At 56.6% G+C, this 23001-nt stretch carries 19 protein-coding genes; 5 read left to right on the top strand and 14 right to left on the bottom strand.

Features of this window, described 5'->3' with window-relative positions:
* Positions 1 to 287: 287 nt before the first annotated feature.
* From gspF to gspG, 7 genes are read right to left on the bottom strand one after another with little or no spacing between them, the layout of a single operon-like run.
* Positions 288 to 1499, bottom strand: coding sequence for a type II secretion system inner membrane protein GspF (gene gspF, locus ACZ0A4_RS07280; RefSeq protein WP_463573825.1), 1212 nt, complete (start codon positions 1497 to 1499; stop codon positions 288 to 290).
* Positions 1499 to 2905 carry a type II secretion system ATPase GspE gene (gspE, locus tag ACZ0A4_RS07275; RefSeq protein ID WP_463573823.1) on the bottom strand — a complete coding sequence of 469 codons (1407 nt, stop codon included), beginning with the start codon at positions 2903 to 2905 and terminating at the stop codon, positions 1499 to 1501. The genes gspF and gspE overlap by 1 nt, the downstream gene beginning before the upstream one ends.
* A complete protein-coding gene (gene gspD, locus ACZ0A4_RS07270) occupies positions 2902 to 5274 on the bottom strand; it encodes a type II secretion system secretin GspD (protein ID WP_463573821.1) in 2373 nt (790 codons plus the stop codon). Before gspD ends, gspE begins: the two co-directional genes overlap by 4 nt.
* Positions 5271 to 5816, bottom strand: a complete 546-nt coding sequence (gene gspM / locus ACZ0A4_RS07265) for a type II secretion system protein GspM (protein ID WP_463573819.1) — start codon at positions 5814 to 5816, stop codon at positions 5271 to 5273. The genes gspD and gspM overlap by 4 nt, the downstream gene beginning before the upstream one ends.
* On the bottom strand, positions 5809 to 6987 hold the full coding sequence (gspL, locus tag ACZ0A4_RS07260; RefSeq protein ID WP_463573817.1) for a type II secretion system protein GspL: 1179 nt from the start codon (positions 6985 to 6987) through the stop codon (positions 5809 to 5811). Before gspL ends, gspM begins: the two co-directional genes overlap by 8 nt.
* On the bottom strand, positions 6984 to 7943 hold the full coding sequence (gene gspK / locus ACZ0A4_RS07255; protein WP_463573815.1) for a type II secretion system minor pseudopilin GspK: 960 nt from the start codon (positions 7941 to 7943) through the stop codon (positions 6984 to 6986). The genes gspL and gspK overlap by 4 nt, the downstream gene beginning before the upstream one ends.
* A gap of 8 nt (positions 7944 to 7951) precedes the next feature.
* On the bottom strand, positions 7952 to 8410 hold the full coding sequence (gene gspG, locus ACZ0A4_RS07250) for a type II secretion system major pseudopilin GspG (RefSeq protein WP_102358218.1): 459 nt from the start codon (positions 8408 to 8410) through the stop codon (positions 7952 to 7954).
* Between the two features lie 147 nt (positions 8411 to 8557).
* Between gspG and gspI the strand changes: the two genes are divergently transcribed.
* The 3 genes from gspI (at position 8558) to ACZ0A4_RS07235 (ending at position 11127) form a co-directional block, all read left to right on the top strand.
* Positions 8558 to 8944, top strand: coding sequence for a type II secretion system minor pseudopilin GspI (gene gspI, locus ACZ0A4_RS07245; protein ID WP_463573812.1), 387 nt, complete (start codon positions 8558 to 8560; stop codon positions 8942 to 8944).
* 545 nt (positions 8945 to 9489) lie between these two features.
* On the top strand, positions 9490 to 10554 hold the full coding sequence (locus tag ACZ0A4_RS07240) for a hypothetical protein (protein WP_463573810.1): 1065 nt from the start codon (positions 9490 to 9492) through the stop codon (positions 10552 to 10554).
* A gap of 3 nt (positions 10555 to 10557) precedes the next feature.
* Positions 10558 to 11127, top strand: coding sequence for a LemA family protein (locus ACZ0A4_RS07235; RefSeq protein WP_463573809.1), 570 nt, complete (start codon positions 10558 to 10560; stop codon positions 11125 to 11127).
* Positions 11128 to 11238: 111 nt separating this feature from the next.
* Here the strand turns inward: ACZ0A4_RS07235 and ACZ0A4_RS07230 are convergent, their stop codons facing one another.
* The gene (locus tag ACZ0A4_RS07230; protein ID WP_463573808.1) at positions 11239 to 11697 is read right to left on the bottom strand and encodes a winged helix-turn-helix transcriptional regulator; all 459 of its coding nucleotides are present in this window, start codon (positions 11695 to 11697) and stop codon (positions 11239 to 11241) included.
* Between the two features lie 96 nt (positions 11698 to 11793).
* Between ACZ0A4_RS07230 and ACZ0A4_RS07225 the strand changes: the two genes are divergently transcribed.
* Complete coding sequence (locus ACZ0A4_RS07225; protein WP_463573807.1) at positions 11794 to 12735, top strand: aromatic alcohol reductase; 942 nt, start codon at positions 11794 to 11796, stop codon at positions 12733 to 12735.
* A 180-nt stretch (positions 12736 to 12915) separates the two neighbouring features.
* Here the strand turns inward: ACZ0A4_RS07225 and ACZ0A4_RS07220 are convergent, their stop codons facing one another.
* Positions 12916 to 13275 carry a DUF6124 family protein gene (locus tag ACZ0A4_RS07220; RefSeq protein ID WP_034155636.1) on the bottom strand — a complete coding sequence of 120 codons (360 nt, stop codon included), beginning with the start codon at positions 13273 to 13275 and terminating at the stop codon, positions 12916 to 12918.
* A 1334-nt stretch (positions 13276 to 14609) separates the two neighbouring features.
* On the opposite strand from ACZ0A4_RS07220, the gene ACZ0A4_RS07215 reads away from it, so the two are divergent.
* The gene (locus tag ACZ0A4_RS07215; RefSeq protein ID WP_463573806.1) at positions 14610 to 15890 is read left to right on the top strand and encodes a reverse transcriptase domain-containing protein; all 1281 of its coding nucleotides are present in this window, start codon (positions 14610 to 14612) and stop codon (positions 15888 to 15890) included.
* Between the two features lie 67 nt (positions 15891 to 15957).
* On the opposite strand, the gene ACZ0A4_RS07210 is transcribed toward ACZ0A4_RS07215, so the two are convergent.
* The 5 genes from ACZ0A4_RS07210 to ACZ0A4_RS07190 all read right to left on the bottom strand — a co-directional run bounded on the left by ACZ0A4_RS07210 (position 15958) and on the right by ACZ0A4_RS07190 (position 22943).
* Positions 15958 to 16266, bottom strand: coding sequence for a hypothetical protein (locus tag ACZ0A4_RS07210; RefSeq protein ID WP_463573805.1), 309 nt, complete (start codon positions 16264 to 16266; stop codon positions 15958 to 15960).
* Between the two features lie 77 nt (positions 16267 to 16343).
* Complete coding sequence (locus tag ACZ0A4_RS07205) at positions 16344 to 17321, bottom strand: GIY-YIG nuclease family protein (RefSeq protein ID WP_463573804.1); 978 nt, start codon at positions 17319 to 17321, stop codon at positions 16344 to 16346.
* Between the two features lie 141 nt (positions 17322 to 17462).
* Positions 17463 to 21314 (bottom strand): RNA-directed DNA polymerase, encoded by a 3852-nt coding sequence (locus ACZ0A4_RS07200; RefSeq protein ID WP_463573803.1) that lies wholly within the window; start codon positions 21312 to 21314, stop codon positions 17463 to 17465.
* A gap of 347 nt (positions 21315 to 21661) precedes the next feature.
* On the bottom strand, positions 21662 to 22255 hold the full coding sequence (locus tag ACZ0A4_RS07195; protein WP_463573802.1) for a nucleoside 2-deoxyribosyltransferase: 594 nt from the start codon (positions 22253 to 22255) through the stop codon (positions 21662 to 21664).
* A gap of 256 nt (positions 22256 to 22511) precedes the next feature.
* Positions 22512 to 22943: a type II secretion system protein N gene (locus ACZ0A4_RS07190; RefSeq protein ID WP_463573801.1), complete on the bottom strand. Its 432-nt coding sequence runs from the start codon at positions 22941 to 22943 to the stop codon at positions 22512 to 22514.
* Positions 22944 to 23001 lie beyond the last annotated feature (58 nt).

The raw sequence follows: 23001 nt of genomic DNA, 5'->3' as shown, positions 1-23001 counted from the left end.
GATTTTCTCGGGTGTTTGCGGAGGCTGGCGGAGGACCTGGATCGGGGGTTTGGCTGAATCGGGCTGGAGGCGTTGGCGGGTGGTTGCAGATGACAGAAAGGAGAACCCGAGGATGGGGGAATCGAGGGTCGGGTGATGGTCAGAGGCGGTGAAAAAGTTTTACAGATTCTTTGCCTGAGCTGACCTCATCGCGAGCAGGCTCACTCCTACAGGGGAACGCATTTCAAATGTAGGAGTGAGCCTGCTCGCGATGAGGCCCGACCAGACACCCACAAAACAGCAGACATCTATTGCACCAATTGGTTGATCTCAATAATCGGCAACAACACCGCCATCACGATCACCAGCACCACCCCGCCCATCACCACAATCATCAGCGGTTCAAGCAGCGCGGTCATGCCCATCGCCCGCCGTTCGATATCCCGCGACAACGTCTGCGCCGCACGCTCGAGCATCGGTGGCAACGACCCGGTTTTTTCGCCGCTGGCGATCAAGTGAATCAGCACTGGCGGGAAGACATTTTCCACCCGAAGCGCCGCCGCGAGGTTGACGCCTTCGCGCACCTTGGCCGTGGCCTCAGTGACGCTCAGGCTCAGGCGGTCGTTGGACAGCGTCTGCCGCGCCGCCTCCAGCGCACGCAGCAACGGCACTCCGGCGCCGCCGAGAATCGCCAGCGTCGAGGCGAAACGCGCAGTATTAAGGCCGAGGATGAAGCGCCCAAATAACGGCAACTTCAGCACCCGATGATGCCAACTCAAACGTGCCGCCGGGTTGCGCAGGTACAACCGCCAACTCCAGAAACTGGCGGCCATGATCGCGGCACACAACCAGCCCCAGCTGCGGATGAAATCACTGGCGTTGAGCATCGCCAGGGTCAACCCCGGCAGATCCTGCCGCGCTTGGGAAAACGCACTGACCACCTGCGGCACCACGTAGCTGAGCAAGAAAATCACGATGCCGATGGAGACCAGCCCGACCACACCCGGATAGATAAAAGCGGTGAGAATCTTGCCGTGCAGGTTGTTGCGTTCTTCGATGTAATCAGCAAGTCGCTCCATGACCTGCGCCAGATCGCCAGACTCTTCCCCCGCCGCAATCAACGCGCGATAGATCTCGGGGAAATCCCGTGGCCGTGCCGCCAGCGATTCCGCCAACCGCATGCCACTGCGCACATCCGCACGAACAGCACTGAGCGTATGGGCGATGTGCTTTTTCTCGGCCTGCTCGACTGTGGCACTGAGCGCGGCCTCCAGCGGCAGGCTCGCGCCCAACAGACTTGCCAGTTGCCGCGTGGCCCACGCCAGATCGTTGTCCGAGAGTTTGGCGCTGAACAATCCACCGCCACCATGCTGCGCGACGTTGCTTTCCTTGTGCACCGACAGTGCGGTCAAACCGCGCCCGCGTAATGTTGTGAAAGCGGCACTTTGACTGTCCGCTTCAAGGTGCCCGGATTCGATCTTGCCGGTGGCATCGGCGGCTTCAAAACGATAGCGATTCATCAGGCGTCCCGTGTTACACGCAAGATTTCTTCAGGGGCGGTGGCGCCGCTGCGGATCCAGCGTTCACCGTCCTCGCGCAGGCTGAACATCCCGGCTTTCGCGGCGGATGCGCGCAAGGCCTGCTCCCCTGCCCCTTGGTGAATCAGGGTGCGGATGTCGTCGTCGATGCAGAACAATTCATGGATGCCGGTGCGACCGCTGTAGCCGGTTTGATTGCAGTTTGCGCAACCGACCGGGCGCCAGGTGCCGGGCGCGGTGGGGTCTTCTTCCTTGCATTGATTGCACAGCCGCCTCACCAGTCGCTGCGCCAAAACCCCGAGCATTGAAGACGCCAGCAGAAACGGCTCGACGCCCATGTCGATCAAGCGGTTGACCGCCGACACCGCGTCATTGGTGTGCAAGGTCGCCAACACCAAATGTCCGGTCAGCGAGGCCTGCACGGCGATTTGCGCGGTTTCGAGATCGCGGATTTCGCCGATCATGATGATGTCCGGGTCCTGACGCAGAATCGCCCGCAGTGCGAGGGCGAAGGTCATGTCGATCTTGGCGTTGACCTGAATCTGGCTGATCCCCGGCAGGTCGTATTCCACCGGATCTTCAACGGTGAGTATGTTGCTGGTGCTCGCATCCAGTCGTGCCAGTGCCGCGTAGAGGCTGGTCGTTTTGCCGCTGCCGGTGGGCCCGGTGACCAAGACGATGCCATGGGGTTGGCGGATCAGGTGATCGAGTTTGGCCAATACCTGCGCGTCCATGCCCAGGGTTTCCAGATGCAGACGCCCGGCCTGTTTGTCGAGCAGACGCATCACCACCCTTTCGCCATGCCCAGTGGGCACCGTTGAAACACGAATATCGATGGGCCGCCCGGCCACGCGTAGAGCGATGCGACCGTCCTGCGGCAGGCGTTTCTCGGCGATGTCGAGCTGGGCCATGATCTTGATCCGCGACACCAGCGCACCGTGTAACGCCTTGCGCGGCGAGACCACATCACGCAGCGTGCCGTCGACGCGATAGCGCACCACCGAATGGGTTTCGAAGGGTTCGATGTGAATATCGCTGGCCTCGTCGCGCGCGGCTTGGGTCAGCAAGGCGTTGATCATGCGGATCACCGGCGCGCCGTCCTGGGTGTCGAGCAGGTCGGTGATTTCCGGCATGTCTTGCATCAGCCGATCGAGGTCGACTTCGTTTTCTGCAGCACCGACCACTGCCGCTGCGCTGCCGGTGTCGGCGTAAGCGCTGGCGAGCAAGCCATCGAGTTCGTCATCGCGCACGCGCTGAATCGTGGTCGCGCCGAACTGACGCCGCGCCTCGCTGATCGACCAGCCCGGCGTCGATGGGCACACCGTCAGCACACCATCGCACAACAAAATCCGCTGCGCCTTGGCCCAGGCGTAGGGCAGCGAACTCATTGGATCGGCACCGCTTTGATAGTGGCGCGCGGACCCGATACCGGTAAAACTGCCGGCACACCCTGCGCCGCCGTCGGCAACTGCGGCGCCTGCATGTCCGGCATCGCCCAGCTGCGTTCCGGCTGTAAACCGCCCTGAGCGCGGCGCATGAAGTCGTAGCGATTGAGGGTGATGCTGCGCCCCGCCTCACTGTCGCGGATGATGTACGGGCGCAGAAAGACCATCAGGTTGGTCTTGGTGATCGCCCGGCGCTCGTTGCGAAACAGCGCGCCGATCCCCGGCAGGCTACCCAGCCATGGCACCGCGTCATTGCTCTGGCTGTAACCGTCCTGCAGCAAACCGCCGAGCACCATGATCTGCCCGTCATCGAGCAGAATGCTGGTATCGATCGCGCGTTTGTTGGTGACGATCCCCGCCGAATTGGCACTGGCCGAAGCCCGCTCATCAATGCTGCTGACTTCCTGATAGATGTCGAGCTTGACCGTACCGCCCTCGGAAATCTGCGGGCGCACATTGAGCTTCAAACCCACCTCTTCACGGGTCACGGTCTGGAACGGATTATTGCTGGTGCCACCACCGCCAGTCACGTAACTGCCGCTGACAAACGGGATGGTCTGGCCGACAAAAATGCTCGCTGCTTCGTTGTCGAGAGTCAGCAGGTTCGGCGTCGACAGCACGTTGGTGCCACCCTTGCTTTTCAAGGCTCGGGCCAGCACTTTCAGGTCGAGAATCTTGCCGATGCCGGGAATATCCACGGTGCCGTTGACGTAGCCCAGGTTCAAACCCTGCGGCAACACGTCGATGCTGGTCTTGCCGTTGGTGTTGAGCCCCGAACCACCCAGATTGGCCCCGCCGATCACGCCGTTGCCACCGAGGTTGCCGGTCTGCCATTGCACACCAAATTCGCTGGCATCGTCCTCGCCGACTTCGACGATCAGGCTCTCGATCACCACTTGCGCGCGGCGCTGGTCGAGCAAGTCGATGACTTCGCGCAGGTTGCGATACAGCGGCTCCGGCGCGGAAATCAGCAAGGTGTTGGTGGTGGCGTCAGCCTGAATGGTCACGCCACCGGCGCTGAAGGCGACGTTCTGCTCGCTGTTCTGCGCGCCGCCACTACCGGTTGTGCTGCCACTGCTGCCCTGCGCGTAACTTCCGCCCGTGCTGCCGCTGCTGGTAGTGGTCGACGTGCTGCCGCTGCTTTGCGTACCGCTCTGGCCGTTCTGCCCAGCGCTGCCGCCGGTACTGCCGCCCATCGCGCTGAGCACCGAACGCGCACTGTCGCTGGTACCGCTGTCGCTCTCACCGGTGAGCAAACCGCGCAACGCCTGCGCCAGTTTCGCCGCCTGAGCGTTGCGCAGATAAACCACATGCAGATTGCTCGGATTGCTCTGCGCGTTGTCGAGTTTGTAGATCAGGTTACGCGCCAACTCCGTGCGCTCCGGGCTGCCAGCGCGAATGATGATGGTGTTGGAACGCGGATCACCGATCACCGCAATTTTCTGCGTCGGATCATTGCCCGGCGCATCGAGTAGATCAGCCACCATTGGCGCGATGTCGGCAGCGATGCCGTTCTGGATCTGCACCACATCCGTATCGATCGCACTCGGCGAATCAATGCTCGCGATCAACTGCGCAACGCGGGTCAGGTTCTCGGCGTAATCGGTGATAACGATGGTGTTGTTGCCGGGGTAAGCGTTGATCGGATTATTCGGCGAAACGATCGGCCGCAGCACCGGAATCAAGTTCACCGCGTTCTCGTATTGCAGCCGAAACGTGCGCGTGAGCATGCCGTTGCCGGCCGGCTTATCGGCGCTGTAAATCGGCCCACCCAGCAGCTTCGCATCCGCCTCCGGCACCACCTGCGCCACACCGCCCACGTCAACCACACTGAAACCCTGCATGCGCAACGCCGCCAACAGCATGTCGTAAGCCTGCCGCGCCGGCACCTGACCTTCCGAGACCAGCGTCAGCGTGCCCTTGACCCGAGGGTCGACCAAAAACTGCTGACCGGTCGAACGTGCCAACGCCCGCACCACCGCTTGAATATCGGCGTCGACAAAATTCAGCGTCACCGGTTGATCGCCCAAAGGATTACTCGGCAAGGCAATGCCCGACGCCGCCGCGCCACTGCGCGCACTCTTAGTGATGTTGTGCAATTGCTTCGGCACAGGTCGCGCCTGCGCCTGAGCGCGTTCGCGGTCGAGCACTGCGTCGCCGCTGCGCTGGGTGTTGGCCAGCGGCCGCCCCAGTTCGCTGTCGACCAGCAACGGCGGCTGATTCTGTGGCGCGGTGGTGTTGCTGCATGCGCTCAGTGCCAACAACAGAAACGGCGCGGCCGTACGTACACAATTGGAACCTGACCACTTCATGAAGCTTCCTTAGCGCCCTGCGCCTGATCCATGCGAACGGTGCCTGACAAAGTGCCGGCGGTGACTTCGGTCGAGGGGTTGTCTGCGCGTTGCAAACGGGCCTCGACCACTTGCAGAGAAAGTTGTGCCGGGTTGCTCAACAGCCAATCGAGCACGGCGTCGGCCGGCGCCGCGTCGAAGGTCAACTGCCAGGCGCCTTGTGCCTCCTGTAGTTGGTAATGCCCCGCCAAGCCACTGGCCTGCAGGGTCTGCTCCAGCGACTGCGCCACGCTTTGCCCGTCCGGACGCACGCTGACTTCGCGCAGCAGCACTTCGAGCGCTTCGGTCTGGGCGCGCAGCTTTGGCGTCTCGGTTTGCCAATAGGTGATTTTCTTCAGCGGCGGCTGGATCAGCGCCACCCAGAGCAGCAGGCCGATCAGCGCAATGGCCATGCCGGCAACCATGCGTTTTTCACGCAGGGCCAACGGCTGCCAACGCGCCTGCACCTGAGCGTTAAAGCGTTGCCACTTGGTGCGATAGAGCGCGAGCGAGGCCTTATTCATCTTCTTCTGCTCCACCGCTGTCGTCGCTTTCACTTGGGCTGGCCTCAGTGGACGGCCGCAAGGTCCAGCCCTCGTCATCCGCCGTCACGCTGATACCGGCCTGGGCCAAGGTGCTTTGCCACTCCTGATCATTGCCGCCGCGACGGGCTTCACTCAGCAGACTTAGTTGCAACGTGCCGTCGACAAACGCCAGCCGCTCAACACTGCCGGCCATCGACGGCATGCCGCTGCCCGCCTGCAACACCAGACGATTGAACGTCTGCGCCGGATCATCCGCCGCGCCCTTCTGCCGCGCCGCCAATTGCTGACGCGCTTGTTGCAATGGATTGAGGATCACTGGCAACTCAGGGAATGCCTGCTTTACCCGCAGGTTCATCTGGGTTTTCAGCTGCTGACCCTGCCCGGCCTCGCGAGCGGCATACAGGTTCAAACCGATCACCCACACCACCACGGCCAACGCCGACAAGCCAATGGCTCGGCCCCAACCGCGATGCTCGGTTTGTTGCTGCTGGACTGCGCCGTGCAGGCCCCAACCCGGTAGCGGTCCAGTCCAACGCTGCGCACCCGCCATCGGCAATTCGGCGCCCGGCGGTGGTTGCTCACCGATCCAATGCAAAGTCGCACCCGGTTCCCACACCACACCGTCAAAACCGTCATCGAACAACGGCTGCACCCGCGCCACTTGCACGCTATCGCGCAACAACAAATGCCCGTCCTGCACGCAAGCGACAGTGCCGGGCAGCACCGGCAAGCTGTACGGCGCCGGATAGAGACCGCGCAGGTTCAGCCCAGCGCTTTTGAGCAATTGGCCAAACCGCAACAATTGCTGCCGAGGCGCCCAGGCGATCTGCACCTGCCCGGCCTCATCCCGCGAACTGTGCGCGATGTGCATCTCGTTGCTGTCGCCAAGCATCAAAGCCTGCGCCGCACATTGCACCGCCGCGACAATCTTGTTGGCCGGCAACGGCGGCAAATCGAGACTCGCCAACAGGCTGTCAGCCGGGTGCAGAAAACACACCAGCGGTGGCAGTTTCGACTGCTGGCTCAACTGGCTCAGACTGAGGCGTTCTTCGCGCGTGACCTGGCCCTGACGATCCAGCCACGCGCAGTGCAATTGACTGTGCAGATCCAGCTCCGCCAAGGGCGGCAACGCAATCTTCAACTGGCTCATACGCCCACCCGCGACCAGATCACTTGCGGCAAGCGGTCCTGGCTGCGATGCAACAACGCCTCGAGACTGACCCGCCGCTGATCACGCCGCGCCTCACCGCGCAGGCGAAACCAGTCACTGGTGATGCCGACCTTGACGCTGGTCAACTCCAGTTGCGGCATGCGCAAACGGTTAACGAAGTCGCCCCGGTTGATAAACCAACGCCCGGCATCGCGCTCGGCAATCAGCGCATTGGCACGCTCCAGCGACAGCCCCGGCACATACGCGGCCAACACCGGCGCGGTGGCGGTGTTGCCGTTAAGCCAAGTCGTCGCCGGAATCACCGTCAGGTACGGCGCCAGTTTGCCGATCAGCGCCTCATTCACGCCGTCGACACTGCGCAAATCATCGATGCTGCGCAGCATCGGCAGCGTCGGATTCTGCGGTTTGTGTGAAGCGTTAGGCGAGGTGGCGCGGCCACTGTCGAAACCACTTTTCGACGCCTCGGCCATTTGCGCATTCAGCAGTCGCGGGTACGAAGCAATCACCCGCTGACTGATGCGCTGACTCAACCCGGCACTGACCCCGATCAACTCGCACAAGCGCTGAAACGCCGCGACCTGCGCCTCATCAATCCGCTCGTTGGCGACCAGATTGCGCAGGTTGAACTTGCCCTGCTCATCCTCCAGCCGCCCTTCAAAACCTTGCGCGGAGAGACGCTGCGCCCACGGCTGATCGAGCCGGGTCAACGGATCGCGCTGACGTGCGTCCCACAGCAACTGACGGCTGATCTCCAACCCGCCCAGCACCAGCCAACGCCCCTGCACACGCTGCTGATCCGCCTCCAGCGCCCGGGTCGACACGCTCTGGCGCGTCAACATGCCCGCCGCAATCACCGCCACCACGGCCGCAATCAACAACGCGCTGATAATCGCCATGCCCTGTTGCTTCGCCCCCTCAGGCGAGCGGCTGTTCATGCCCGGCCTTACAACTGCCAGGAACCGATATCGGCATTCACGCCGTCGCCGTCAGGCTGACCGTCGGCACCGAGGGAAAAGATGTCGATCTCGCCATTGGCGCCGGGGTTGAGGTACTGATAAGGACGTCCCCACGGATCGTTCGGCAAGCGCTCCAGGTACGAGCGCCAATTGCTGTTCTTCGCATCCGCCGGCCGCTCCACCAACACCTTCAGCCCCTGATTCATGCTCGGATAAGTGCCGTGATCGAGGCGATACAACTTCAACGCCTGCATCAACCCACCAATATCCTGCTTCGCCGCCGTCGCCCGCGCCTGATCCGGCCGGTCCAGCACCTTGGGCACCACCATCGCCGCCAGAATCCCCAAAATCACCACGACCACCATGATCTCGATCAGGGTAAAACCCTGCTGCCCACGCGGCCTGCGCATCGGTTGCTGAAGCGATTTGAAAGGTGCGATATCCATCTCGACAATCCCTAGCTTGATTCGATTCGACGCGCAGTGTTGCAAGAAGATATGTCAGTGATGTTGAAAATCCTCGGGTGTTTTCGTCGTCAAGCCGTCAAGCACGCGGGTTAGCGTCGAGGGCTGGGTTTTGGCTTTGGGCCATGTATGCGTGCGCGTTCGCGGGAAGAGGGTTTCACCCTGATTGAGGTGCTGGTGGCGCTGGCGATTATTGCCGTGGCGATGTCGGCGGCTGTGCGCGTGGCGGGGTTGATGACGCAGAGTAGCGGGGTTTTAAGGGATCGGTCGGTTGCAATGTTGGCGGCGCAAAGCCGCATGGCCGAGCTGCGCCTGGAAGGCAAGTTGCCGATGGGTATGAAGGCGCAGGAGTGTGATCAGGGGCGGTTGTTGTTGCGATGTGAGCAGGTGATTGGTGCGGCGGAAAATGGGCGGTTGCTCAAGGTTGGGATTCAGGTGTTTGACCGCAACCAGGATGCGCCGCCGTTGGCCAGGCTGGAGACCTTGTTGTCGCGAACCGAAAGCCCCTCACCCTAGCCCTCCCGAAACGTCGGACCGCCCATAGGTAGAGGGGACCGGTTCGGGGAAATTCGAGAGCTACACCGACTTGAAAGCCATTCATTGAATCCAAAATGGCCAAGCTCACAAAGCCAAATCGAAGGCCCTTCACCAAACCATAATCGCCAAGATCTTTCAGGTCGATGTACCCCGCAAGATACCTCGGTCGGCCCCCTCTCCCCCCGGAAGAGGGCTGGGGTGAGGGTAGCTTTTGCCCCCCATCCCGGAAGAATCATCTACAGAAACTGAGACCGGCCAGAAGCCATCATTGCCATGACAATGGTATCGTCCCCTCCTTTTCCAAATTTCTGACAGATTATGAATAGAACCAAATCCACAATCTGGGCCATTGCTCCCGCACCAGGCATCCCTGAATCACCCGCTCTTCCAATTGAGTCTGCAAACCTTCGACCCGCTTGCTTCGAGCCGCCCTACGCTGTCGTGAGTATTCTCCCGTGCTCTCGTTGATGGATGTCTACAGGCCCAACACATCGCAGAACGCGCGACTGAATGAGTTGCTGACTGTGAGCGAAGCCAATATTGACAGTGCTGAATCCACAGCCGACCTATTGAAGGTGATCCACGAGTTCGCCTCCTACGATGGCCCGCTCAAATTCAATTGCACACGCGCATGGTGTTTTTTCGGTACTGGCCTGCTATTGATTGCGGGCGCTGTAGTCCTTTTTGGGTATATGAATACCTATTCCGTCGTTTCTTTTTTTCAACGTCTGCACATTGAGCCTGGCTTGGTCGGCGCAGTCACTGGTGTGCTAGGCATCGGGTTCGCCGTTGGGAGCATCAATTGGATGACATCCAAAGCTGATCGCTTGCCATCGCTCAGCCGAAGAATTGCTGAACTGTCCTCCTACTTCCACAACGGGTTGATGTTCCTGGAAGAAGACTCGGACTGGACCCTCGACGAACTGGATGCGCAATTTGGTGACTACACTCGAGGCAACTACAGCCGAGAGTTTGTCGAATCGATAGAGGGAGTATTTACCGGCACACTGCGTGAGCTTCCTTACAATTACCGCCAACTGCACTACGTCAACAAACGAACGGTGCAAGTCACGGTGACCGACAAAGACGGCAAAACCAAAACGGAGACGCGAGTAGTGTATGACCACTACGACCGGTACAGTTTGGTCATCGACTTTCCCTGGGTCACAGGGATATCGGTCAGATCTGATGACCAATCAGAGAACGACTACTCATGGCCGATGGACACGGCATCTCCGGACTTTAATAAAGCGTTCTGTTTGACTGGGCAGAGCGAGATACTCTGCGCGAAATTCATCAAACCTTCGACAGTGCTCCACTTGCTGAAGCTGTTCGACATCCTCCATCGTCCGAACCTGGAGTTCTCCGACAAGGGCAAGCTCTGCCTCAGCTTCGCGAGCAGCGATCTGCTCGCGTTCGGTAGCGAGTATTCGCTGGCTTCACCCAACGAGTTTTACGCAGAGATTGATGCAGGTGTCGATCTGCCGCGCCTGATGTCTGTGCTCCAATGGAGCCATGCACTCACTGAACTGCACGATGACAACTTTACCTTGACCGCCACTCCCCCAAAAAAACGCAAAGAGAAGTAAGCCATGGACATTGCACTCATCCTCTCCGCTGTGATCGCCGTCGTCATCATCTTAGTGGGCGTGGGCATCTACAACGACATCATCGGGGGACACAACGCAGTACAACGTGCATGGTCGGACGTCCTCGTTTACGAACGCCAAAAGACCAAGGTGCTCGATCAGCTTCAAAAGGTGCTCGCCGACTTCATGGTCTTTGAGGCCAGCCTCCTCGAAAAGATCACCGGCCTGCGCAGCGCGGTCCACGCCCTGCCTGCTGGAGCAGACGGCCATGCCCTCACAAAAGTTGAAACCGCCTCGAGAGAGCTGATGGGTGGCTTGCGCATCGCTTTCGAGGCCTACCCTGACCTGAAAGCATCAGAAGCGGCGAACAACATGATGCGTGAAATTGCCGAACAACAAGAGAACGTCGGCGCAGCCATCACCATCTACAACCGCAACGTCGAACTGTTCAACAACACCGTGGAAATGTTCCCCGGCTCGGTCGTCAATGGCCTGTTCAACAAGAAAACTCGCGTTACGCCATTCACCGATACCGAAGCTTCGCAGAGTTTCTCTTACACCCCGAATATCTAACCTGCGTTAAGCAATCAACCATCACCCGTGAGGGTGGTGGTCTATCACCTGCCTTCTTGAATAGATCCGCCGCTGATTTCTGGGGCGCGAACCATTCAATGACACGAGCGTTCAATCAGCCCCTTCTGAATCAACCAGCCCCACCACCGGAACCTGCCACGAAGGCTTTTTCCCACTCTGACCATCAAACACCCGACGCGCCTCGCGAAAATCATCCACGTGCTGCACAACCCAAGTCCAAATCGGCGACATACGAACCAACAGCTCCATCCCCAACGCCGTCAACTCGTACTCAACATGGGGCGGCACTTGATCCAACTCCCGCCGTATCAGCAGACCATCGCGTTCCAGCGCGCGCAGCGTCTTGGTCAACATGCGCTGAGTCACGCCCGTCATTTGCCGTTTGATCTCGGTATGACGCATCGTGCCGTACACACCCAGGGTATGCAGGATACCCAGTGACCAGCGGCTACCGGCGTGCGCCAGGACTTCGCGCCGCACGCCATCTTCGTCTCGTCTTAGCGTCTGGCAGATCGCTTCTGCCTGGCTAATGATTTCCTCATCGGTCATGTGTCCCCCTGGTATCACGCGTGTGCCTTCTTCTGAGCGCTGCGCAATCGTGCCAGCATCGGCAGATCATACAGACGACGAATCTCAGGAAACATCATGACCCCAGCGACTCACCCTTCCCCACAATCCATTCTCGTACTCGGCGCCGGCGAACTCGGCCTGCCGGTGCTGCGCAATCTTGCGCGGGTAGCAAAACTCTCGCCCGGCAGCACCATCAGCGTCATGCTCAGGGACTCGACCATCAACACGCAAGCCCCCGAGAAAAAGCGGGAAATCGATGAACTGCGCAGTCTGGGCATCCAGCTAGTCGCTGCAGACCTGGTTAACGATTCCATCGATCAACTGGCCGAAGTGTTCGCAGCATTCGACACCGTCATAGGCTGCGCCGGCATGGTCGCGGGCCGCGAAACACCGATGAAACTGGCAACAGCAGCGCTCAGGTCCGGCGTGAAGCGCTACTTCCCCTGGCAGTTTGGCGTCGATTTCGAAGTGATTGGCCGGGGCAGCCCGCAGGACTTGTTCGATGCGCAACTCGACGTGCGCGAGTTGCTCCGCGCTCAGGATAAAACCGAATGGGTGATCATCTCGACCGGCATGTTCACCAGTTTTCTGTTCGAGCCGGTCTTTGAGGTCGTCGATTTTGAGAGCGACACCGTCAACGCCTTGGGCAGCCTGGAAACCAGCGTGACGCTCACGACACCGGAGGACATCGGCAAGCTGACAGCGGACATCGTTTTCTTCGAACCGCGATTTCGCAATGAGATCGTCTACCTGTCTGGCGACACGGTGACGTATGGACAAGTGGCGAGCCTGCTTGAACGTGTGCTGGGGCGTCCGTTCAAGCGTAACGTCTGGACGGTTCCGTACCTGATGCAGGAACTGGAAAAAGACCCCACTCACCACATCAAAAAATACCGCGCCGTATTTGCCCAAGGCAGAGGTGTGGCGTGGCCTAAAGCGGGGACGTTCAACGAACAGCAGTCGATTCAGGTCACTACGGCTGAACAGTGGGCGCGGGACAACCTGGCAGTCGACTGACGCAAAGAAAAAACCCCGCCATTCGCCGGTACAGATACGCGTACATCGTCTCGACATTTATCGCGGCTGAAGAGCCAGCCCGCTCCCACCTTGGAACACGCTCAAAGGTGGGAGCGAGCCTGCTCGCGAAGGCGCCAGAATGAACACCCGATTATTCACCAAGTGATCCCGACACCCGCATCACTCCGGCAACTGTAAGTTATCCAGCGCCCGATTCACCGCCAACTCCCCGAGCATGATCAACTGCGCAATCCCCGCCAGCGCATGGCGCTGCGATGCCGGCAACAGACTGGAGACGTTCTGGGCTATGGTTTTGGCCGAAGCGAGTGTTGCACTGGCATCGACCAGCAGTTCTTCGGTTTTGTTGTCCGCCGTCACGGCGTACATCCCACGGTTTTTACGTGGGGGCGGCGTGGAACCGGGCGGACAGAGGTAATGGTCGAGCGCGCGGTCGGCGGCTTCGTGGAGTTTTCTGGAATCGATGGATTCGTAGGGGGAAACCGAGGCAGTTTCGGGCGGATTGGGTGTTGGTTTGATCATGGTGAAGCTCCAAATTTATACCTGGTGGAACCACCAACACCTGTCGCTAAACAAGTAAGGGTGGCAGCTGTACGCGGGTTAGCGAACCGAGAGGTATAAGACCCGGCAGACCCGAAGGTCTCCCACGCACAGCCACCATATCGTCGTCGCAAACGTCTGCGACAAGCTGGAGCGTCGTTGTACTTATACCTGGTCGGGTCGCTAAACCCGGTCGCTGGGTTGCCAGCGACACGTAGACGATAAAGACCAGGTACAAAGCGCACAAGCCGGCGGATTCTGGCGTAGCTGTAGGCAAAGGCGCAAGGATATGTAGCCTGAGAGAGTGTGTAGAGATGTCTTTTTAAACATTTGCGTTTATAGGGACCCTCATTGCGTCTCGGATCCCTCAGCGGACCTGTCCCTTTATTCGAACACGCAAAAAAAATGGCTGAGATTGCCAGTCGTATCAGCCAGACTCAGGTAGTTGATGCTGCTCTGGTATTGACCGATCCGTATCGCATTAGAGCTCGTGCTGTAAGCGGCTATCGCTGGCCTTAGGGTTTGGCGCCTGATTGGGGCATTTGCATTCGCTATATTTTTTGCGAGCAGTCTTGTGAACCTAATCCTCATCTATCGCTTTTCAATAAACAAGCCACCAAATAGATGGCTTTTGGCCTCGCCGCTGATTAACATCGGGATGCCTCGCCTGCTTGCTGGTGCAGCCGCCTCACAGCACTGAACCAAGTTTGACAGACGCCAGCCATCTCTCTTCGGAGGTTGCTGTCCGGGTCGCGACCAAGATCGCCGTTAAGGCTTCGCGGTCTCCCGAAGGTAAAGGGCATCGCTCGACTGCTGCGTCAATAACCGTAACTCTGTCTGTACGTTGGGGTCACCAGACGGTTAGCAGCTTTACTTTCAGCGCGGTGTTCGATGTTCAGCCGCACGGCGTGCGCTTGACCGCGAAGTCCAAAAAGGTACGATTTTCACCTTTGCGGGGCCTTCGGAGGACAATGTGCGATTGTGCAAAAACGTGCCAACCTGGCGCATGGCGCGAGTTCAACCGCGAGGCCCAAAAAGCTACGATTTATCGTGTTTTGACGGAATCTTTGGAGGTAATCATGCGTTTATGCAAAAACGTGCCAGCTTGGCGCTCACCGCATCACGGAGTTTCGTGACTGCGATCAGCCTCGCCTGCTTGCTGGTGCAGCCGCCTCACAGCACTGAACCAAGTTTGACAGACGCCAGCCTTCTCTCTTCGGAGGTTGCTGTCCGGGTCGCGACCAAGATCGCCGTTAAGGCTTCGCGGTCTCCCGAAGGTTGAAGGTCCCCTGTAGCAGTTGGGTGAGAGTTCACTGGTGTCTCCCGACAAACAAGGAGTTTTTGTGGCCTCGTCGCTTTACCGTAGGATCTATAGTGGGGATTCGTTGTATTCGGCTTGGAGGAAGGTCAAAGAAAGCGCCCTTGCCTCATCATCCGAAACTATCCGAAACGAAGCCAAGGATTTCGAGAGCCAACTCCCCCGGTCGCTTTCAGAAATCCAACGTGCGCTATCCAAGAAGACTTTTAGATTCCAGAAGCAGACCGGCGTGGCGAAAACTAAAGCCAACGGAAATTCTCGCCCGATTGTGCTTTCACCCATACCCAACCGAATTGTCCAGCGGGCCCTACTTGACGCCTTATCCCGTATTAAGTTGGTGAAAGAGGCGATGTCTACCCCCACGAGCTACGGAGGCATAAAAAATAAACGGGTCTCGATGGCAATAGCCGACACCAAAGACGCAATTGCCAAAGGAGCAGCTTTCCATATCAGGTCAGATATTGCTGAGTTCTTCACTAGGATTGACAAGGCTCGTGTGATGAGACTCGTGGCACCTCACATCATATGCCCTGACACGATTGCATTATTCCAAGCAGCGATTACCACAGACCTCGCGAACATTGACGTACTTCGACGACAGGGTCTGTATGAGATTTTCCCTATCGGGGTGGAAGGTGTAGCTCAGGGATCCCCTTTATCCCCACTCATAGCCAATTTGTACCTTCATGACTTTGACAGAGCCATGAACGATGGTGAAGTCACTTGTCTTCGGTACATCGATGATTTCCTGATCCTTGGCAAGGACATGGGCTGTGTGGATCGTGCTTTTAGAAAGGCACAGGCTGAACTCAAAAAGCTCTCACTTGAAGCATACCTGCCAACAGCAACAAGCGGCAAAGCTTCAAGGGGCCATACAGCTAAAGGATTCGATTTCTTAGGCTGCTTCGTTTCGGCGGGATTGGTCCAACCTTCTACTGCTACTAGGGAGCGATTCAAGAAACGGATCAGATCCGATTTAGACGCATCGATACGCATGATGAAATTCAGTGTCGAAGCTGGAGCTTTATCCCCAAAGGGATCCTATTCTGGCGCACTACAGAATCTCGACCGAGTAATCTTGGGTTGGGGAAAAGCCTTTTCCTTTTGCAGCGATGGCCAGTGGATTAAGAGCTTGGATGACTACATCACAAGCACATTGGCTCAATATGAAATTGAGAAAGCGAATCTCTTCCAAAGAGCAAATGGCACGGCCCAGCGTAGGATGTTGGGGGTAAGGCTGCTTGCAGCGGTCCACTCGGAGCGCAGACAAGCGGAGTAACCGCTTTTTTCTCAATGCGTCTCTATTATTATGCTGGGTTTCTCCTTCAGTAACGAAAGCGGCGTCATTACTTCTCCACTATGCGCTCATAAACCAGTTCATAGAGCTTCTGCGCAAGGGATTCGTCGTAGTCGATTCTAAATCCGGTAATGGCCATTCCCTGACTGCTCCAGACGCCACAGTCAGATGTGTCTGCGTAGATCCACCATATCGAATAGCCTCTCACCACAGCAAACCAATTCGAGTAACCAGAAGGAATATTCTCTTGCAGTAAGGGAGTTTCCTGCCTCTCCTTTAACTCTGCCCAAGTTCGCCACCTACTGACCTTCTCACCATTCTGAACTATGTGCTTTTGAATACTGCTGCGTGTGTGCATCAGCCCCTTCCCTGCGTGGTTCACACATTCAGATTAAGGTTCCAGATACCAAATCAAGAGACCTACAATGGACTCCGCTACCAGCACTTGGCCTTCAATAAGGCTGCCATTACATTTTCCATAGCACGCTTGCTTTGGTGATTGTCTGATGATGGGGTCAAGAAAAGGCCGCGGGGAAAAATTGCGCTCACCCATTCTTCAGGAATGCGCTGTAGCTGATTTAACCATTCGAACTCTTCTCGGAAAACCTGATAGATAATTTCATCTGTTTCAGAGATTAAATCTTCACGCATGCAACCCCGGGGCAGTCCGACTTTAGAGATTGTTCCCTCCGGCCAAGTCATTTGGCTGAAGCTACTCATTATCGAACCACCACCACGTGGGTACTCGTAGTGCGTCGATAGTGGCTCCAGTCCCCACAACGAAGCGCCTGATGGCAGTGGCGCTTTATTAGCAAGCACCAAGTACGATCCCAAGCTTGTATCGCAGATTCCAACGATATTGCCGTTCTGTTTTTGGCGCTCCAGCTCTTGGGCCACCTTCGGATGAACTATCTTTAGACTTGCCCGGAGGCCATCCAGTTGCGTGCGTCGGAACGCAATGAGTTCCGCCTCGCGCTCAATACGACGCGCTTCCTTTTCTTTTTTAAGCTGCTCGCGAGCGATATTAGCTTGTGAAGGCTGAAGCTGCCTTTCGAGCAGCGCAACAAGCTCCCCTCCACTGACCATTACGTGAGGATGGAGGTCCTGGTTGTCCTTCAAATATTGCAGCAAGCGCGGCAAGCAACTGGTGTTGAACCATTCACTTGCGCCGTCTACGCTTCCTCCATTCGCGACCACCTCGAGAGGATTAATGCTAGCGAGGCGGAAGGTGCGGTGTAAGATTTTTTCTAAGGTATACGCATCGGTTTCTGACGTTAGGCGAACGCCTAGTGACTGATGAAAATCAATCGACTCCCACCGAAAACTCCGAGCTCTAGCGAGTATTTTGTTCGCTTTGCCAATCTTGAATCTAGGGTGTTTTAGGTCATGCAGAATGTAAACGTGGGACGTCAAGTGCTGATCCTCAAGACTAGATTTTCACCATCCGCTTTTGGCCGAAAGCAGCCGCTTTAGAGACCGCTTTCGTCCAAAAGGAGCTGGGCGCGAATAGCAGCTTTCGCCCAAGACCTAACACTCGTGAAAGGCCATCCTTGCTTAGTTTCTTCCTCTGAACCCAGCAGGTGCAGCCTTCCTCTCTTTCGCCAGTTCCGCATTTACACTGTTTTGAAATGCTAGTAGGTCTACCTCAAATATGCTGACAACTGCCTGATTGTTCCCATGCACATGTGCAATCTGCCGCTCATGATGCGCTTTGAACGGTGCCTGAGCGTTAGACCCACCGTACTGCCCTGTATTGGTAAGCATCACAGGTTGGTACATATGAAACTGCAGGGCGGTGGCCATAGTGTCGAACGTTCCGATGTCCTTATTAAGGGCCGCGATCACAAAGCCGTCAGTGATGTCACGCATATCGGCCGCGAGTTTCAGATCAGTCGCGTCATAGCAAATAGCGCCAGTTAGCCTCGCTGTTATGCCCCGGGCATCCTTAAACTCGACGATCACTTGATATGGTCGGTGCCCGGCCACCCCAGCTCTCTTTTCCCATGGAATTCCATACTCTTTTCCTTGATAAGCGCAAACAATCTGTCGGCCTGCAGCACTCTCTTGACGCAGTAGCCATACACCTCGGTTGATAGGCTTTTTGAGATAGGAGTGATGGACAAAGGTCTGGCCCGCAAATATCACTGCACCCGTGCTGTCTGAAAGTCGATGTAACAGCCACATGTCGTCGGGATGGATGGAAAGCTCAGGGAACACAATCAAGTCCAATTGAGCTTTACGCTGTGAGGAAGCTTTTCGGTTAGCAAAGCGCGCGGCAGCTAGTTGTTGACCGATCAAGCGGCACATCGAAGCCAAGTGCGCTCTGTGTCTAGCTCGATAAGGTTCTGTCCAATGTAGTGGATCAGCTTCTGAAAAATCTACGTCCCTAGGCATCAGAGACTGAACCAACGCGACCTTGAAAGCGGACAAACTAGTTGTGGTAACGCACTCGATAGGCAACAAATAAGCCGGAAGATTGGATTGCCTCCCGAATAGACGTCCTTGCTCTGCCAGCCGCGCCTTGACCAATATGAGCAAATCGGCCGGGGCAACGACTTCATAAAACCCGACAACGACGTTCCGATTGATCTCCAGCCCGGGCCACTGCAGAAGTCGCATGACCAATTCGTTGAGCCAAGGCGAAATGGGTGTAGGTTCTTCGCCCAAACCACGGTTAAGCGGCATCAAGCCCAAGCGGCGTTTGTACCAACTGCTTTGAATGCCGCGATAGCGATCAAATTGCTCCTCACGCAGCGGGAAGAAACGAGTGGTAAAGTCATTTTCTCCGACGATGGCGGAGCGCATTAGACGCCCTAGGCGGTAGGCCCAAGCCAGTTCATCCGAGCACCATGAAGGTTTCTCGTTCCAAGGTTGCACTATCTTGTTCGGTGCCTTGAATGACAATGTGATTGGAGTAGCCGGGTCTTGAATTCTACTCCAGTCCGCGCACTCGACCGATAGCCATTCCAAACTTACTCCATCATTATCAAGAACCCCAAGGGGCGTAGCTTTCAGAAGCTCTGCTGTTAACTTAAGCAACGCATTTTCTTGAACGAACGGGTTATCAGGGTGTGAAACTATCGCAAGCAACGACCGCTTACCGCCACGCCAATCTTGAACTCGAACGGAGTAATCTTGGGGCTGGGGAGGATAAAGATATCGATCGGCATGTTTCACCCAGCCAACTTTACCTCTGCCAATCCATGCTGCATGAAGCTCACCCAAGACTTTCGGCTCGATCATTGCGATGTCATCAATAAGTTTGTTGGCATCCTTGATGGGGAGTGTCTGTAGCCATGTACCAAGCCAAATAACAAACTTGTCGCGCTGGCCGGTAATACGCAAAACCAGCAGCCCGGCCGTGAGCGAGGTCGAGATATCTGCCGTTAAAGGGGGTGTAAAGCGCAACGCAGCATGGAGAGCGTTATAGGCGACAAGCTCTTTCACTGGCGGCAGTAGAACTGGGTACTGCATGACCGCAAGGAAAAGAGCAGCTTGCTGGTGTAGATACCACGGCAACTGAGCATCTGCGACTATCTCTAGCGCCGCTTGCAATAGCTCTTTTCGGTATCCACTAATATCAGCCGAGGACGGGTAACTTTCTGGGCGATGCATACCAGTTTCCACCGCGCCCGCCCTGAGCAGATCCGATAATACGAATAACGAAACCTCACGTTCGGCTGGATTGGCGTCTCGCTTAAGTTTCAGTTGCAAGGCTTGCAGTACTGGCCGTAAAAGTTCCGCTGAAGGAAAAATGTCTAGGCCACAGCGGAGAACGCTTGCCAAGGCAGGATTACGTGACCAGCACGCAACAAGCTTTCGCGCGATTGTCTCCATCTCATGATCAAGCGCTTGGCGTTCACTCACTTCACTGTTGGCAAGCACATCCTCGGCAGGCAACTCTGGATCCGCCATGCTGCGGCGCATCCTTAAAACCTGGCGCAGACGATTGGCTGCGAAACGTTTTACCGTGTCGTCCCTAACATCCGCTCTAGGGAGTGAAATTCTAGCCAAAGCCAGCGGATTTTCATCGACGTCACCAACATCCTCTAGCGCATCTGCCAGCCAGAGAAGATGATCCAAACTTCCAGTAGCCTGCAACAACGTGGCCGGGTCTGGAGCTGTACTGATTTGTCCGTTTACACCGCGCATGAATCGGGAAGTGCTCCCCTGAACCGCGAAATCCTCCCATGCAATGACCTCGGACTTCTCCCTTTTTACTTCCAGACCATTTCGCGCATTCTTGAAGCACCAATCAAGCTGAAGATTAGCCCAATCACTTAAGTCATTCGCGATGGTCTCGAGCGCTAGGCTATTCGCGGCTTCGTTAGGAATTGCCACAACCAAGCGCATGTCGTCTACGTAGCGACAGTAATCGATCAATCTCGCCGACACAGTGCTGCCATTCACTTTGATAGGAATAGCTGAGCGCAGGGGTAACCCACCGACAATCATTTGATCGAAATCATGCATATAGGCGTTGGCAAAAAAACCACTAGCTACCAATCCCTGGGGCAGCCCTAATTTCAACTCCTCCCGATCGGCGATGTCTTTTTCATGCCACTCCCAGCGGAGAATATTCTCTGCGGCTAGCCAGAACGGTTCGGATACTGACGCCGTATATGGAATAGCGAATTTCGAGGCATAACTTTGGAACATACTGCGCAAGCGGGTGACTACGGCAGGCTGATGTACACAGTCATAAAATTTCGCGAGATCAAGTTTTACTACAAAAAGTCGCTCATCCAGTAGGGTCGGAAGCGCTTCACGGCATACTTCGGCTGGACGCTCTAGGAAGCGCTGATAGTCGACAAAAAACTGCGAGTAGGTGGTTCCATTTCCCCAGCGAAACCTCGCCTGTTGACGCCCATCCGAATCACTTTGCCAGTCACAAAATAGCCGATTACCGTAGCTGCAGACTTGCTGCCTAGCATGTGCTTTGCTGACATACGCGGCTGGGTCGGTATTGCCCTGCAAGGTCTCTACAGCGTCAGCTATGCAGAGCATTACGGCGGATGCCATAACTTGCTCGCGAATACTGACGTGGGCCAACGGTCGCAACTCTGGTTCTACCTGAACGGAGTTGTCCGCCTTGGGGGTCGGCTTGAACTTCCAGTCTCCACCTTCCGCTTTAGGCGGAAAATGCCACTTCCCGTTCTTAGGTGCTGGGACCAAGCGTAAGGGATTAGCGAGAGCGTGGTCGCCTGAGGATATCTGCTGCTGCCAAATGCTTAGAGTCTGAGGAAGTAGGAGAGATACCTGCTCCAACTCCAGAATATCGGCATACCAATTATGTCGCCGAATATACGAGTCAGATTTTTTCCATGCTTGCGCAAGCACGACCTCATCAGAAAGGAGGGAGAGCAAAGGTCCCAAACGCTCATAACGACTTGCAACGACACTCACGCGGCTGTCTCCATGACAAATACATCAAATTATTGGTTATTGGATCTAAAGGCTTAACCGAAGCGATGCTCCACCGTGCGCTTGCATTCTTAGCCCCGCCTGCTACCGATAGCCTGACAAAGACGCCATCGTTTTGGGGATTCACAGCGGCTCCAAAAATGGACGATATCGTTCACGCTCTGACTTCCGCGCCGAGATCCACATCGTGATTTTTCCAGACTGCGCGCATGTTGGGGTTGTTAGTTAAGCAGCAAGGGCCGGTGGCCGCGAACCTTGAACACGTCGAAATGTCTCATTTCCCTGCTACCTCTGAGCGCTCATCCAGGGGCAGAATAGCGAGCGATGGATCAATCCTGACTAAGACCATCAACATATTTGATGGCCGCGAGGAATGCGTCTCGAGCATTCGGAGATTGCATAGTCTTTCGGGCAGCCTTGAATGCGAACCACATCTCTCCGTTAGATAATACACATGGAGCATGCGCGAGATAGATGGGCTTTTTCAGCGCAAAGGCATACCCGATCTCAAGCAATGTTCCATAACACTCCGCATCTTCCAGCCACACGAATACTGCGTCCGCTTTGGCGATGCCTGCCAGGGATCGTTCGAACACGACGCTCCCCGCATTAGCAGATCCTGTATTCGATGAGCAAAAGTTTTCCGCCGCTCCATGAGTGCCGGTGCCATATGTTCCGGACGATTTGGAGCTTGCCCACGGGTTCTGATCACCTGCGACATGGGCGCATCCGTGATCGCACCCTACAGTCCAAGGACCCGAGTACGCGAAAGTAACTCCTTCAACAGTTTCCTCCACAACTTTTGGGGTTGCACTCCATGCCTCCTGCTCAAAACCGAGAAGAGAGCACTCAACCAATCCGAAACGATTTCGATCTCGTTCAATTCGACCTGCTGCATACCAAACTACCGGTTTCCGGGACATTCGATTGATTCCATTCCTAGTCTGCTGCATTTCAGCAGAAGTGCACATAGAGCCGCGAGAGTATCATGGCCATTTAATATCTCATACGCTATACAGGGCCTTCTGATTAGTGATTGAAGCCGTAAGCTATGCTTTCTTCTGGTCGCCCCACCCGTCGTATTACATCGATCTCCAAGGATACGAAGTGGCCGATATTGTTCACTCATAACGATGCGTTTCTGGCCGAAAACAGACGCAAGTACTCTTTACCAGCAAATCAGGGCCGAGTCAGTTTCGGCAACACCACCCCCTCCACCAACCTCTCCACCCCCAACCTCACCCTCTCCCCACCCTGCTCAATCACCACCCCATCCCGCTCCACCGCCACCAACTTCACCCCAGGCCCCACGTTCTCCCCCTGCAAAAAACTCCTCGGCGGCCCATCGTTCAGACTCAGTATCGCCACCGCCCCCCGACTCCCCGCCATCACCCCGCTCACCTTGATATCCATCGGCGCCGTTTGATTGGAAAACCACTGCAACGCCGGGCTATCACTGCGTGCCGCCAACAACTGCGGGGCCGCTGCCGGGGTGTGTGATTCGGCGGAGGTCAGCAGCAGCGACGACCATGTCGCCACGCCGACCAGCGCGGCGAGCAGTGCGAGGGCCTGAACCATTTGGGGTGGGGAAACGCGTGCGGTGAAGGTCATGGGTTGAATCTCCTTTTTATCCCTGCTGTCAGCCTACGCGGCAATTCTCTCCGTTTTA

Source organism: Pseudomonas sp. AC172, assembly GCF_979258595.1.
The sequence above is the reverse complement of the archived record's forward strand: the minus strand, read 5'-3'. Positions and strand labels throughout refer to the sequence as shown.